This is a genomic window from Acidobacteriota bacterium (assembly GCA_033549365.1).
In the GTDB taxonomy this organism is placed as follows: Bacteria; Acidobacteriota; Aminicenantia; order Aminicenantales; family Saccharicenantaceae; genus JAWSUF01.
In genome coordinates this window covers 1-14,635 of record JAWSUF010000001.1, presented here as the reverse complement: position 1 = coordinate 14,635, position 14,635 = coordinate 1, and the positions used below count along the sequence as shown (strand labels likewise).

Genomic DNA, 14,635 nt, shown 5'->3' with positions numbered 1-14,635 from the left:
AATCGCCGGGCTCAGGGGAATGGCATGAAGACATCAGACCGACGGATCATGCGTATCGAACGGTTGCGCTCTCATTTGGAAGACCTTTACCGCAAAAAAACGCCCGGAAGTTTTAAACTCTACCGGCGGGCCGGACAAAGCCTGGTCCACGGCGGCAGCCACACCATGCGACTCTGGCGCCCCTACCCGGTTTTTCCGGTTTCGGCCTCGGGGGCGGAAGTTGAAGACGTCGACGGCAACGTCTATCTGGATTACTGGCAGGGCCATTACGCCAATATCCTGGGCCACAACCCGCCGGTCATTTTGAAGGCCATGCGGCGTCTCCTCGAAAGCGGCGGTCTGCACACGGGATTCGAAGGCCGCGTGCAGATCGATCTGGCGGAAATTCTCCTTCGGCAGGCCGGATGGCCGGGCGACAAGGTCCGCTTCACGACCTCGGGAACTTTGGCGGCCATGTATGCCGTCATGATGGCCAAGGCCTTCTCCGGGCGGGATCATATTCTCAAAATCGGAGGCGGCTGGCACGGCGCCTCCCCCTATCTCCTCAAGGGAGTCCGCCATCATCGGACGCGAAAATTCGGTTCTGCGGAGTCTGCGGGAGTGGCCGACGATCTTCTCCGCCGGACTCATGTCACCCGCTTCAACGATCCTGACGATCTGGAGCATGTCTTTAAAACCCGGGGCGACAAACTGGCCTGTTTTATTGTCGAACCCTTCCTCGGCGTCGGCGGCTTCATGCCCGCGGAACGGGACTATCTGCAGGCGGCGCGCCGATTGACCGAGCGCCACGGCGTCGTTCTGATTTTCGATGAGGTCATTTCGGGGTTCCGCTTCGGACCTTCGGGCGTCCAGAGCTTCTACGATGTCCGGCCCGACCTGTCGCTTTTCGGGAAGCTCATCGGCGGCGGCCATGCCGTGGCCGCCGTCATCGGACGTTCGGAGATCATGGAGTGGTGCGACGACAGGCCTGCTCCCGGAGGCCGCCGCGTCCTTTTCGAAGGCGGAACATTCTCGGGCCACACGTCCTATCTCAAGGCCGGAGCCGTGATGCTCGGCCACCTGGCCGGACATGCCGAGCGTATCTACGGACGCCTGTCCGGCAAGGGGGATTCTTTGCGGACGGGAATCGAAAAAGCCTTTGCGGATGAGGGATTCGATGTCCGGTGCACGGGATGGGGGAACGCCGTCGTTCCGGGAAGCTCCCTGTTCATGGTCCATTTTCCAAGGGATGGAAAAACGATGAAAAGCCCGGATGACCTTTTGAACGATGCCGTTGTGGACGTCCGTCTCCGCGAGGAGATCCTCAAGCTGGCGCTCCTCATCCAGGACGTCCATATCGTCCATGGCGGCGGCGCCGTCTCCACGGCTCATGGAAACGGACAAATCCGGAAAACCGTCGAGGCCTATGCCGGTGCCGCGGCGTTGTTCAGGAAATTTCTTCTGGATTGAGCGGCTTTTCAATTTTGGGCGAGGGCCAGGAAATAGTCCGGAACCCGAATCCCGTATTTGTCGGGATCGAGGTCCATGAGAATGGTTCGCAGGTATCGGCCGGTCCCGGGATCTTTTTCGGACAGGTCGGCAATCGGCCCGTCGATTTTGTTGCCGTCGGAATCGGCGATGATTTTCACCCGGGGACGAAGGATATACGGCTTTTCCATGTTGAGGTCGAAGACGATCCCGATTTCCCCCGTATCCAGAGAAACGAGGGATCCCACGGGATAAGTGCCCATCATGGTGATAAAGGTCTTCAGGATGAGAGGATGAAACTCCGCGCCGGAGAGCTCGGCCATGTTGCTCAAGGCTTCCGCGCGGGTGAACACCTTGCTCCGGTAAACCCTCTTGGTGGTGATGGCGTCGAAATAATCCACGACCTTGACGATCTTGCTGAACAGATTCACGTTGTTTTTCTGGAAGTATCGGGGATAGCCTCCGCGGTCCTCCCGGATATGGTGTTCCAGGGCGACATGAAAGGCTTTGAGCGGCAGATTTTGAAATCGCTGCAGATGCATGAGCTTTTCCACACCCTGGAAGGAATGGCGTTCCATGATCTCTCTTTCCCTGTCGTCCAGGCGGGCCGGCTTGTTGAGAATCTCGATCGGCGTGGCCATCTTGCCGATGTCGTGAAAAAACGCGGAGATCCCGAGATCGACGATTTCCGGCTTGGACAGACCGAGCCGCCGGCCCAGGGCGATGGACAGCATGCAGACATTCACCGAGTGGTTCAGGGTGTATTCGTCGTGATTCTTGATGTTGGTGAGTCCGAGGATGAAGGCTTCGGTGTTGGCCACATTGTTGCAGATGGCCTGAATCAGCCTTCGCGTGGTGTTGACGCTGAAAGGCTCGTCTCGTTCCCTGCCGGAGAACGCTTCCTTGAGGTGGATAAGGCTCAGGAAAAAGACTCGGACGGCGGCTTTTTCGGAGTGGCCCTCGGAATCGTCCGGTGAAAGCCTCTCGAGCAGAGTGTGTTCCAGGCCGGCCTCAACGATTTTGCGCAGGGTGTCCTCATAGGGAATGCGGTCTTTTTTCCCTTGTTCGGCCAGGACGGTGCCCAGGATTTCAAGTTCACCGACCGTCAGGCCTCTTTGAAAACCCAGAACACCGATTTCCCGGCTGCGGAAGAGGTCCACGGCGAACTTGAAAATCGGATAGCCGGACAGCACGAAACGGATCCGGTGGCCGTTGAAGAACAGCATGTTCCGGCGCAGGCGGAAAACGGCGTTTTCGCCTGTTTGCAGAACGGAGGAGATGGCCTTGAACAGGTCCCAGAGCTGCTCGCGAAAGACGATATTGTTGTGATGATAGAGCCTGGCGGTTTTGATCAGGGAATGGAAATGAAAGAGAATCTCAATGCCCTTCCGGTTGTATTTTTGGGAATCCCCGGACGGGCGTGCCGAACCTTTCATGGCGTTGGCGGCATGTTCGTCCCGGGTCATGACCGCTCCTCTCGAGCATCCAGAGCGCGACGGCAGGCCTCCCGGATTTTCCGATGCCCGGATTCGGCGAATGTCTCCAGGATTTCGACGGCCTCCGGCGCCGGCGAGTTTCCCAAGGCTTCGATGGCGGTCAAACGGATTTCCATCTGTCGGGGGGAGCGAAAAAACCTTCTTTTCCTGACAAGCTTCCGAAGGGTTTCCAGGCATTCCCGGGTTCCGGTCCGGCCGAGCAGAGCCAGGACGGCCGTTTTTTCTTCCGGACTCACAAGGCGGAAAGGCTTGGATTTCACAAGACCGAGAATTTTTTCCAGGCGGATCGGATCGGAAAGAGAGGCCATTTTCCAGGCGGCCAGAACTCGGACGCCTTCGTCGGCATCATTGAGAAAACCCGCCAGAATCTTTTCCGCCAGTTCGTCGTCGATCTCTCCCAGCGCTTTGACGGCGTCACGTTTGATTTCGCTGTTTTGAAAACCGAGGAAAAGCGCAAATTGGGGAATGGCCCGTTTGTCGGGCTGGCGTCCCAGGAGACGAATCACCTCCCGGGAATATTCCGGCCGGCGGTCATTGGCCAGGGCGACCAGGGTTCCCAGGTCTCGTGAAGCCGATGTCATGAAATAGTTTTCCAGCCGCCAGCGGACCTCCTCGGAGGCGATCGATTCATAGAAATCCGCGGCCAGAGGGAGGGCGTCAGCTCCGAGAATGATCATGTAGTTGATGAAGGCATCCAGGGAGGAGTCGAGGACTCGGCGGTCGACCAGATCCTTCATGGCCGCCACGGTTTTTTCCGAGGTGATCTTTCTTAAAAAATCATTCAGTCGGGCCGTTTTTTCGGGAGCCCGGTCGGCCAGATTGTCGAAAAGACTCCGGATTTTTCGGATGAGAAGAATCGCGGCCTGAAAATTGCGTTTCTGAATCTGTTCGAGGTTGAATCGGACCAGGGAGTCGAGGGCGGATTGAAACTCCTGGGGATCCGTCTGCATATGGAGAAGTTCCATCATGAGTTCGATGAATTCCTCGTCTTGGCTTTCCGTCCGGTTTTCTCGGAGGAGCTGTTCGACGGCATGCTGCTCCTCATCATCCCAATCGGCGTCCGAATCGGGAATCGAGTCGACTTCGTCGGCATCGGTTTCCGCGCCCGTGCGCACATCCAGGTCCGGAAGTTCGGTGAATTCCTCACGACCGTCGGGGTGGTATTCCGCCCGTCTTCTGTCCTCGTCCGTCATTTCGATCCGCCCCTCCGTCATTCGGGCCGTGTCGATCTTGGGTTCGAGGAGTTCCTTGGCCGACGGTCCTTCGAGAGGCCGGGCCTGTTTCTCGAGGATTTTCGCTTCCAGAAAATCGTCGGGTGCATAGAACTGAATGTTGACGAAATCCCTTTCCCACATGGCCGCGACGACGTCCGCATCCTCGGGCGGCTTGATAAATTCTTCACGGATCATTTCGATGAAGCTCTGGATTTCCTCGCGATCGAGACCCTCATAAAAAAAAAGCGTCTGAAGGCCGTCTTTGAAAAAGAAAAACGGCAGGCTCTTGATGACGGTGGTGTCCCGGTAAACGGATTTTCCCGCAAAGACAAAGGAAAATTCCTTGACGGCGATGTCAAGTTGATGGTGGTCTTTGAGATAAGCGGTCATTTTACGGGTCAGATCCTGGATGAACTGTTTGACCGTCTGGTGATCCATCGGGAAGACCTTCAGGGAAGACACCGCGTTGGACAGGCAGAGAACGACCTCCCTGACTTTTTCAAATTGGCGGGGGGAAACCGGTTCCTGGACGACGGGATCGGGTTGTGACGCTTCAGTCATACGAATAGAATTAATGGAAATCACGGCCGGAGTCAACTCCGGTCTCCATGGTCATGCCCGATCGGCGAGAATGCGTTTTTCGTAGGCCGCGATGTCTGGAATCCAACGATCGCCGGGAGGAACGCCGTGCTTCCGGCAATGACGGTCCCAGACCGCCGCGAAAGGCAGGCTCTTCGATTCCTCCCGAAGGGCCAGCCGGAGAAAATTATCGCCCGCTTGTTCCGCTTCCAGGATCCGGTCCCGGGGGAGAAGGAGCGCGGACAAGACGGCTTTCAGCACCGCGCGGGCTCCCAGGACCCAGGCCCCGATACGGTTCATGGTTCCGTCGAAATAATCCAAGGCCAGATGGACTCTGTCCAGTCCCGGGCCGCCGACGATCTCTTCGGCCAGCGATCGAACCGCGTCGTCGAAGATGACGACATGATCGCTGTCCCAGCGGATGCCCCGGCTGACATGGATCAGCAATTCATGTGTGTATTGAAGGATAGCGGAGATTTTATCGGCGACGGATTCGGTCGGATGAAAATGCCCGAGATCGAGGCAGATCATTTTTCCCGCCGTCAAGGCGTAACCGAGATAAAATTCGTGGGAACCGACGACGAACGATTCGCTGCCGATGCCGAACAGCTTGCTTTCCAGAGCGTCTTTGATCTGGGACAAACTATGTTCCACGGAGAAAATGTCGTCCAGGGCGTTTTTCAGGAGGACGCGGGATTTCCAGCGATCGGCCGGGATGTCGCGGCAGCCGTCGGGTATCCAGAGATTGTGAATGCAGGGGGACTGAAGTTCCCGGCCGATGGAGGCGGCGATTTTCCGGGAACACTTGACGTGCTCGATCCAGAATTTTCGGACGGTCTTGTCGGGATGGCTCAGGGTGAACCCCGATTCGGCGAGAGGATGGGCGAAACAGGTGGCGTTGAAATCGATTTTCAGGTTTTCGTGTTTGGCCCATTCCACCCAGCTTCGAAAATGGGACGGTTCGATCGCGTTGCGTTCGATGGAACGGCCGTTGGTATCGGCATAGATGGCGTGAAGATTCAACCGATGATGTCCCGGAATCAGGGCGTAGGCGGCTTGGAGATCCCGGCGGAGTTCATCGATGGTTCGGGGTTTGCCGGGGAACCCGCCTGAGACATGCAATCCCGAATTTGCCGGCCCGGACGGATCCTGTTCGAATCCCCGGACGTCGTCTCCCTGCCAGCAGTGGATGGAGAGGGCGACCGTATCGAGGATTTTAAGCGCCTTTTCCGTATCGACGCCGAATTCCGCGTAACGGTCCTTGGAAACAAGATAAGCGCGGTCGTCTTTATCACTTGTCATTTTTCAACCCCTACAAAGCAAGCTATCTTATCTCAGAAACACGCTCTTCTGTCAAGCCGGCCGTTTCGGCGACATCGCCGTAATCTCCAGAAAATCGGCGTAGGCGATGCTCCAGGAGGATTTCTCAACGGGTTCATGGAGATTGCAGGCGAAGGAGTTCCGGACGATGGAACGAAGCGTTTCAAGACCGTCGATATGTCCCAAGGCCATGGCTTGGCAGAGAAGATTCCCGATCGCCGCGGCCTCGACGGGACCGGAAACAACGGGAATTCCGGCGGCCGAAGCCGTGAATCGGCCGAGAAGACTGTTTTTCGCGCCCCCGCCGATCATGTGAATTCTTTCGATCGGACGACCGGTGACCCGGGTTATCTGCTCGAGAACGAACCTTGATTTGAAGGCCAGGCTTTCCAGGATGCCGCGAACGGTCGGACCGATGCCTTCTGGAACGCGTTGTTCCGTGCGGCGGCAGAAGGCGGCGATGGCCTGGGGCATGTCCGGAGGATTCATGAACTCAGGGCTGTCCGGATCCACAAAAAAAGGAAAGGGAATCGATGCTTCGGCCAGGCGATCCAGTTCTTCATAGGAAAGGGCGTTCTCTCCGCCCCAGCTTTCCCGGCACTTCTGGAGCAACCATAGCCCTGTCACATTTTTCAGGAACCGGATTTTTCCTCCGAGGCCCGCTTCATTCGTGAAATTTTCTGAAAGAGCTTGAGAAGAAACGACCGGTTCGGGAAGTTCGATGCCGACGAGCGACCATGTTCCCGAGCTGATGTAGGCCCAACCGTCTCCCTCTGCCGGGACGGCGGCGACGGCGGCCGCCGTGTCATGGCCGGCGGTTGCGATGACGGATGCATTCCGCAACCCCGTTTCCGCGGCAATATCCCGGGAGAGCGGACCGAGATCGGTTCCGGACGGGATGATTTCAGGCAGGATTTTCCGTGAATATCCCATGGCCTGGAAAAGTCCGGGAATCCACATTTTTGTCCGGGGATCGAGCATCTGGGAGGTCGAGGCGATGGTGGGCTCGGTCGCCTTTTTTCCCGTAAAAAGGTAGTTGAAAAGATCGGGCATGAACAACAGGTCGGAGGCCTTTCCCAGGAGGGGAGACCGGGAGCGGACCATGGCGTAGATCTGGAAGAGGCTGTTGAAGGGCAGGAACTGGATGCCTGTTTTTTCATAGAGGATGTCCCTGGGAACCAGCCGGAAATAGTCCTCCATGGCGCCTTCCGTCCTTTTATCCCGGTAACAGAAAGGAAGGCCGAGGAGGCTTCCGTCTTCGGCCAACAGACCGAAATCCACCCCCCATGTGTCAATGCCCAGGCTTGACACGGGAAGGGAGTCGTCCTCAGCACAGACACGCATGGCTCGTTTCATTTCGTCGAAGGTCCGGAAAACATCCCAGTGGATATGCCCCTGTTTTTCAAGGGGCGTGTTGAGAAACCGGTGGATCTCCCGGATTTTGAGGCGCTCCCGGTCCAGGCGGCCGTAGACGGCCCGGCCGCTGCCGGCGCCGAGGTCGAAAGCCAGATATCCGGAACTGCTCATTCGGAAGACCATTATCGGGCAAAGTCCGCCCGTCGGCAACCCGGTCTTTGAAAAAACCGGGGTTTTGACTTATGATGGCCGGGGAGATGCGAGCATGACCATAAAAGCCGACACATTGAGCTTCGCCACTCGCGGAAACGGCGATATGAAGGATATCACCGGTCTTGTGCAGGAGAGCCTCGAGCGGTCCGGATTGAAAGACGGCATCGTCGTTGTTTTCGCCACGGGATCGACCGCGGCCGTGACCACCATCGAGTATGAGCCGGGTCTGGAGTCTGATTTCGCCCGGCTGATGGAACGGCTCGCTCCGGCCGGCGCCTCATACGAACACGACAAAAGATGGGGGGACGGCAACGGGTTTTCCCATGTCCGGGCTTCTCTGGTGGGACCGTCGTTGACCGTGCCTTTCACCGGCGGGCGGCTCCGTCTTGGAACGTGGCAGCAGATCGTCTGTGTCGATTTCGACAACCGGTCCCGCACGCGGACCGTGGCCCTGCAATTCATGGGGGAATAAGCGGGAGACGAAAGGCGGAAACGGAGCAGGAGACATGAAGGCCGAAGACAAACTGAATTGGCTCCGGAACCGGCGTTCGGGACGCAATCGGTCCCAGGTCATTGAGGAAACCTGGAAAAAAATCGGGCGGGATGAAGATCTGTCCGTCAAGGAAAAGCTCGAACGGCTTGTCACCCTGACCCGAAAAGACGGAGGAAAAGCCGTCCGGCCCCGCGAGTCGGCGCCTTTGGCGGCCGGACGCGAGCCTCTTCGGGTCATCGAGAATCCCTATCGTCTGGAAACCAGCTACGGAAAAATCCCCCTGGCTTTGAGCCTCCAGGTCCCCGGTGAGATTCTGAGTTTCCTCAGCCGAGATCCGGAATTCGGCGGGTTGGATCTTTCGACATCCGTCATGATCGACCTGGAAACGACCGGCCTTTCCGGAGGAACGGGCACGGTTCCCTTTCTTGTCGGGCTGGGATATTTTCGTGACGGGGGGTTCAAGGTCCGTCAATATTTCCTTGGAGACATTGGCGAGGAAGGCCGGATGATCAGGGAACTCGGCGAATTCTTCGGCGACATGGGCTTCCGTTCCGTCGTGAGTTATAACGGCAAGGCCTTCGATCTTCCGATCCTGGAAACCCGTTTCGCGCTTCAGAGAACGTCCTGCCGTCTCAACGGGCTGCCTCATCTCGACTTTCTCATTTCGGCCCGCCAGCTCTGGAAACATAAGTATGAAAACTGCCGCCTCTGTCACCTGGCCCGAGAGATCGTTCAGGCCGGCCGGGATGAAGACATCCCCTCGGCGGAAATCCCCGGGCGATATTTTCAGTATTTGAGAACGGGCGACTCTTCCCTGATTGAGCCCATCATTTATCACAACGAGGAGGACATTCTCTCGCTTCTGGGCCTTCTTGTCGCCGGGGCGGTTCTGGTGTCTCGGGCGGGGGAGGACGGCGCGGAGGACGCCGACGCCATGGATGTTTTCGGCGTGGCCCGGATGCTCGGCAGGGCGGGCGAAAAAGGACGTTCGGCCCAACTTTTGGAAAAAGCTCTGGCCGGACGGCTGTCTCCGGATGTCTCGCTTCTGGCCCGGAAATATCTCTCGAATCATTTCAAGAAAATGCGGTCTTGGGACAAGGCCCTGCCGCTCTGGCAGGAAGCGGTTGCGGCCGATGATATCTCCGGATTCCGGGAGCTGTCCATGCATTTCGAGCACCGGGAAAAGAATTACGAAGACGCTCTCCGCATCGCGGAGGAGGGGTGGGCCCTGGCCATCGAGAAGGGCTCCGAAGCCTGGCGCAGGGACTTTGAGCGGCGGGTCGCCCGCATCCGCGGCAAGATGAAAAAAGCCGGAAAACCGGGCCGTTGAAAATTGTTCGGGGATAAGCTATATTAAGCCTGAATTCGGCGGGCTTTTCCGCCGGGCGCGCCCGTAGCTCAGTTGGATAGAGCGCCTGACTACGAATCAGAAGGTCGCACGTTCAAGTCGTGCCGGGCGCGCCACCCATATTCCCCAAGAAAATCAGCGACTTAGGGCTGGTCTCTGTCTATTCCCACTTTCAACCGGAATCCCTAGATTTCCGCATAATTCAACCTAATAGTGGACATTTTAGTGGACAGTTGGAAAGTGAGCTTGACAGGCTAGCATCTCCGGCTTACGTTGTCATCGATAGATAAACCCGGGTCTAGGGTAGCTCCCGAAAAGCGGAATCCCTACCGCCTGGCCCGGATCTTTCTTTCAGGGCATCTACACCAGGGAGGTAGATATGAGGACCAAGAAAGCGCCGCCGCCCGACGCAGCCATCCAACGGATCGAAGAATACAAGGCGCGCACAGATCCATATAGCCCATCAGAGCAGCAGGCTGAATTACTGAAGCGCAAAAACGATTTTCTCGAAGAGCTTGAGGGAATCAAGAATAGGTTGGGGGATGGATTTTTCAGCGTGTGTAATGAAGAAGAAATCATCGAGCTTCCTGAAATTAAATTTTTAGATCCACAGCGTGATATGAGTATTTACAAGCCTAGCCTCAAGGTTGCAGAAAAAGAATCTGCCATATTTTCTCGCTTAAAGAAAGCTTATCCGCCTTTCAACATTATTGATGATTATAATGATAATAGACAGATGAGATGTAATATCCGGCGCAATTATGATGGGCGATGTAAAAAGAATGAGTGTGATGTCTGTATGATTGAAAGGGATTCATATTTTTTTTCGGAGCCCGACCTTAATACTGTTCTTGTTCCCGATGATGTAGATTGCGAGGCTGAAGAAATTTTATTGCAGATGCACATCTTTGTATACAAAAGATATGAAAAAAAATGGACTGAGTTCTGCCGAAAATGGCACTTACAACCGTCATGGAATGGGAAACTAGATAATTTTAAAAAACATCTTGATCCTCCGGTGAAATTGATTCAGGATCGAATCGGCTTTCGATTACTCCGTGACCCTGCTTTCCCGATCTATATCTGCATCGGACCATGGACTAGGAAGAACGACATCGCCAAGGTTTGGGATGAAGTCGAAGAAATGCAGAAGAACATCTACGAAAAGCAGCCTGAGAAATTCAAGACCTTTGCTCGAGATTTGTGCTGGTATGATCTCAAGGCCGCTGGATTGAGTCCGGGGAAGATCGCCAAGATATGGGAAGAACTCTTTCCAGAAATGATTGACGAGCTTTCAAGAAAGCCGAATAATCCCCCCGAATTTTTTGAAGCTGATCGAGAAGCATATTTAGCTGGCGATCATTCGCCATTCAAAGATCTGATTAAAAAATCCATTCGGAACATTGACAGAAAAATCAAAGCTCTCGGTGCCCGTCGGCAACCCTTGAAACCCACCTAAAAAAGGGGGAAATTAAACGCCTCCTTGGTTTTCCCTAGGGAAAACACATCTCAGCTTTACTTTCATCATTACAGACAATTCTTTTCTATCCTATCCTGTCTTCAGAGCATCAGAAAAATTAATAATGTCCTGAGGTAAAAATGAGAAAGAAAAATCGGTTGCGGGAAGCAAGATTATTTGCGAGTAAAACTCAATGTCGGTTACGGCCTGAGGCTGGCATCCATTACAGTTCAATCAGCCGCATTGAGTGTGGATATCAGCGGCCTTCAAAAGAGCAATCTGAGCGCTTGGCGCACGCGCTGGAGGTAGAAGAGTATTGGCTTATCCCAAGTATGCAGGACGACCTATGAACGAAAGGGAAAATTAAGGAGGTGATCATGGGCATTGAAAGAAGATGGCTCACGGCATCGGAGGCGGCCTCATATCTCAACCTCAACAAGAAGAGCATATACAGGTCTTGCCATCAACGGAAGCTACCCCACGCTAAGGTTGCCGGCATAGGCCTACGGATCGACAAGCGGGCGCTCGATGCACTTCTTGAGCGCGAGAGCATCGGGCCAAGGGAGTATGGACAGCGTCTCGAGGGGAAATAGGTCATCCGATGAATACCGACCTCGAGCTTGCTGTACTTGGCGCCCTGGTGATTCAACCGACACTCATTGAAAGCTGCGATCTCACGGATTCCGATTTTCCGGCTGGCCGCCTCCGCTCAACCTTCCAGGCGATCAGCGAGCTGTGGGAAGAAGGTCGACCCAAGGAAATCGACCCGCTTCTACTCGCCCGAAGGCTAGGGGGGAAGGATGGAGATTCCTCATTCGTTTCGAGTCTTTACAGTGGACAGATCAAGCTCGATGCCGGAGATTTCTGCCGGCGCGTGTTTGACATGCGGAAACACCAAATCACGCTCAGGATCTTCATGGAGATCAATGATCAGGCAAAGAGTGGGGTGCTTGATATTAATGAGATCTTGCCGGATCTTGATAAATACGACGCCATCCAACACGGCCACGTGCTAGATCCTTCCGATGTTCTCATTCCAGGATCCACCCTTCAGTCAATCGAAACAAAGGTTGAATGGACGGCCGAGAAGTTGATTCCACGAAGGGCACTGACGCTGCTCCATGGTCCCGGCGGCCTGGGGAAAACATGGCTTGCTTTGTGTCTTGCCAAGGCCGTCTCCGGGGGTGTTCCGTTTCTCGGCCTCACCACCATGCAGCGCCGGGTTATCTATGTCGACTTCGAGAATCCCTGGCCGCAACTCATTGAGCGCGTTAAGAAGCTCAACATCCGGGATGTGCTATTCTGGCATCTCAGTTTCAACCCACGGCCGCCTAAGCTCGACTCGCGAGATTGGGAGCTCTACAAGAAGCTCCCAGCGGAAAGCCTTCTCATCTTCGACACAACACGGGCAGCGCACGACGGCGACGAGAACAGCTCTCAAGATGTGAGCCTGTTTATGGGGCGCCTCAAGGAGATCCGGGAGCTTGATAACGACGTACTCCTGCTTCACCACACCACCAAACTAAACGAGCGAGCCTCCAAGGGCAGCACGGCCTGGAGTGACCTGGCCGATCACGTTCTCAGCTTCTACAAAGTCAAGAAGTGCACCCTCGAGGAGATTGAGGATGGCTGCTTTGACCCGCACGCGCTCCTGAGCCTAGGCACCGGCAAGAAGACGCGGTACGAGCCTTTCCGCATGTTCCTGACACTCGACCCCGACGCGGGCGGCTTCACCATCGCGGAAGATCCCAACGTTTCAGCCATCGACGCCATCGCCAAATTTATTGCCGGGGATGGCGCCGGCAAGAATCAGAGCGAGATCATAGAATGGGCCAAGGCCACCGGCATCGGGCCGAAGATGCGCGGATCATTCATCACGCTTCTCAATCGCGGCGAAGGGAAGTGGTGGCGATCACACAAAGGATTTAAGGGAGCACGATTTTATGAGCCGATCAGTTGACCGTGATCCTGTACCTGTTCTCTCTTATAGAGAGAGAGAACAGAACAGGTTACATCACCGTTGTTCTAGAACAGATAGAACAACTCAAGAATAGCAAAAACAGGTCAAGGTTTTCCCCAGGTGGACCTGTTCTAGGGGCTTAGAACAGGATAGCCGAAAAGGCACCTTTTTAGGGGTGCTGAAGGGGTCGACCTATTCTAGACGTTTAGAACAGCTCAGGGCCGGAAAAGTACTCACAGATTTCGACCCACAGGGGCCCGAGATGCTGTCCAATTCCTGCCCCGGCCTTTTGATTGGGAGTCAGATGCTCTATATGGGGAAAACCGTTCCGGCCAGTGGCGAAATGTCCACTAAAATATCCAACTTTACTTCTGGCAGAAAGCGGTCATTGTTCAGACACAATGTAATGTGTTCCAGAAGGTCAAAGGAAAATGAGTAAACCAATATGTGCGCGGTGTACGGAGCGCTGTAAACAGCCACCCTGGGCGATAGTGATCCGCTGCCCCTCATTCCGGGCCCTGATGCACGAGAGCAGCGCTGGGAGCGCCCAGGACGGCAAAACGGACGAGGGTGGCACAATGGGCATTAGGAAGCTTATGTTGGCCGGCAGAAGCAGTAATTCAGGAAAGCGACTTGATGGATTGAGCGGAATCCTTAGCAATGATAAAAAGTGATTGGCGACAAGAGTTTAAGCCATGCCCGGGAGATCGTTTTCAACATACCGGGCGATTATTTCATCGCAAATCGCAAGCGCTGTATTCATTTCGATTTCTTCGCATGCCATGATGACGTCCAGGGCGACTCTTAAGCCCCGGCTTTCCTTAATCGCGGCCCTTCGCCTTTCTGGATCAATAGCGTGACGGGTGCTCATTAGCTTCTTGCCTTCTTATCCCGATCTCCGATGACTGCTTTCATCCTCGCTTTGCCTTGGGCGATATCCCGCGGTTGCTCTCTGAGTAGGAATTATTATTGCAATAGTGGGGGATTATGACAAGCGGAATCCGTGAAAGATCCGCAAGAGAAATAGAATCGTATCCTTTCACTGTCTGACTTGATTAGACCTGGTCCGCCATGTCGTCGGCATCAGGCCTTGTTCCGCGAAACTGTAATAGCCATTTTTCCCCAGGATGATATGATCGAGGAAATCAAGGCCCAGGACTTGGGCGCCATCGTAGACCGTCCTTGTAATCTCGGAGTCGGCCGGACTTGGTCCGGGATCTCCGCTCGGGTGATTGTGAACACAGATAAACCGATCTGCTCCCCGATGCAGCAGGGACCGGAAAACCTCCCGGAGAAACACGCTGGCGCTGCTTGAGTCGCCGATTGTGTGGGCTTCAATGTCAAGGATATCGTTCTTGCTGTTCAAATGAACGATAAGGAATAATTCCCTCCCGGCCCGGACAATCGGCTTGAGTACGGCCGCGACATCCTCCGCTTTGGTCATTCTCGGATAAATGACCGAAGGGGTCGGCGCTTCATTAATGCGGATTGAAAGAGAAATACCGCCGCTCATTCGATCCCTCTTTCTGCTTTTTCGATCGCCCGGCCGGCCTGCGCTTTCACAGCTGCCGGAATGAAGGCCTCGCCCTTTTCAACGGCCTCAAACCCGACTTTCGCCATTATTCTATGAGCCTCCTATAACTTAAGCAAAATCAGGAACATACGCAGACGCCAGCGTAGCACCTAACTCTAAGTTGTGGCATATTGATACTAACAACAATATATTGTGG

At 55.0% G+C, this 14,635-nt stretch carries 10 protein-coding genes and 1 tRNA gene; 7 read left to right on the top strand and 4 right to left on the bottom strand.

The window, feature by feature from the left end; translation table 11 throughout:
- Positions 1-24: 24 nt before the first annotated feature.
- The gene (locus tag SCM96_00055) at positions 25-1,449 is read left to right on the top strand and encodes an aminotransferase class III-fold pyridoxal phosphate-dependent enzyme (protein ID MDW7759014.1); all 1,425 of its coding nucleotides are present in this window, start codon (positions 25-27) and stop codon (positions 1,447-1,449) included.
- An 8-nt stretch (positions 1,450-1,457) separates the two neighbouring features.
- On the opposite strand, the gene SCM96_00050 is transcribed toward SCM96_00055, so the two are convergent.
- Genes SCM96_00050 through SCM96_00035 form a run of 4 tightly spaced genes read right to left on the bottom strand, consistent with a single transcriptional unit; the run spans position 1,458 to position 7,603 of the window.
- Entirely contained in the window at positions 1,458-2,933 is a 1,476-nt protein-coding gene (locus SCM96_00050) for an HD domain-containing protein (GenBank protein MDW7759013.1), read from the bottom strand.
- Positions 2,930-4,738 (bottom strand): HEAT repeat domain-containing protein, encoded by a 1,809-nt coding sequence (locus tag SCM96_00045; protein MDW7759012.1) that lies wholly within the window; start codon positions 4,736-4,738, stop codon positions 2,930-2,932. Before SCM96_00045 ends, SCM96_00050 begins: the two co-directional genes overlap by 4 nt.
- Before the next feature lie 51 nt (positions 4,739-4,789).
- Complete coding sequence (locus tag SCM96_00040; GenBank protein MDW7759011.1) at positions 4,790-6,058, bottom strand: L-rhamnose isomerase; 1,269 nt, start codon at positions 6,056-6,058, stop codon at positions 4,790-4,792.
- 51 nt (positions 6,059-6,109) lie between these two features.
- A complete protein-coding gene (locus SCM96_00035; GenBank protein MDW7759010.1) occupies positions 6,110-7,603 on the bottom strand; it encodes a rhamnulokinase family protein in 1,494 nt (497 codons plus the stop codon).
- Between the two features lie 94 nt (positions 7,604-7,697).
- On the opposite strand from SCM96_00035, the gene SCM96_00030 reads away from it, so the two are divergent.
- From SCM96_00030 to SCM96_00005, 6 genes are all read left to right on the top strand, one after another.
- Positions 7,698-8,117: a secondary thiamine-phosphate synthase enzyme YjbQ gene (locus SCM96_00030; GenBank protein ID MDW7759009.1), complete on the top strand. Its 420-nt coding sequence runs from the start codon at positions 7,698-7,700 to the stop codon at positions 8,115-8,117.
- A gap of 34 nt (positions 8,118-8,151) precedes the next feature.
- Positions 8,152-9,468, top strand: coding sequence for a ribonuclease H-like domain-containing protein (locus SCM96_00025; protein ID MDW7759008.1), 1,317 nt, complete (start codon positions 8,152-8,154; stop codon positions 9,466-9,468).
- Between the two features lie 57 nt (positions 9,469-9,525).
- Positions 9,526-9,602 (top strand) — tRNA-Arg (locus SCM96_00020).
- Between the two features lie 263 nt (positions 9,603-9,865).
- Positions 9,866-10,945 (top strand): hypothetical protein, encoded by a 1,080-nt coding sequence (locus SCM96_00015; GenBank protein MDW7759007.1) that lies wholly within the window; start codon positions 9,866-9,868, stop codon positions 10,943-10,945.
- Between the two features lie 377 nt (positions 10,946-11,322).
- Positions 11,323-11,538, top strand: coding sequence for a helix-turn-helix domain-containing protein (locus SCM96_00010; protein ID MDW7759006.1), 216 nt, complete (start codon positions 11,323-11,325; stop codon positions 11,536-11,538).
- An 8-nt stretch (positions 11,539-11,546) separates the two neighbouring features.
- Complete coding sequence (locus tag SCM96_00005; protein MDW7759005.1) at positions 11,547-12,905, top strand: AAA family ATPase; 1,359 nt, start codon at positions 11,547-11,549, stop codon at positions 12,903-12,905.
- The last annotated feature ends 1,730 nt before the right edge of the window (positions 12,906-14,635 follow it).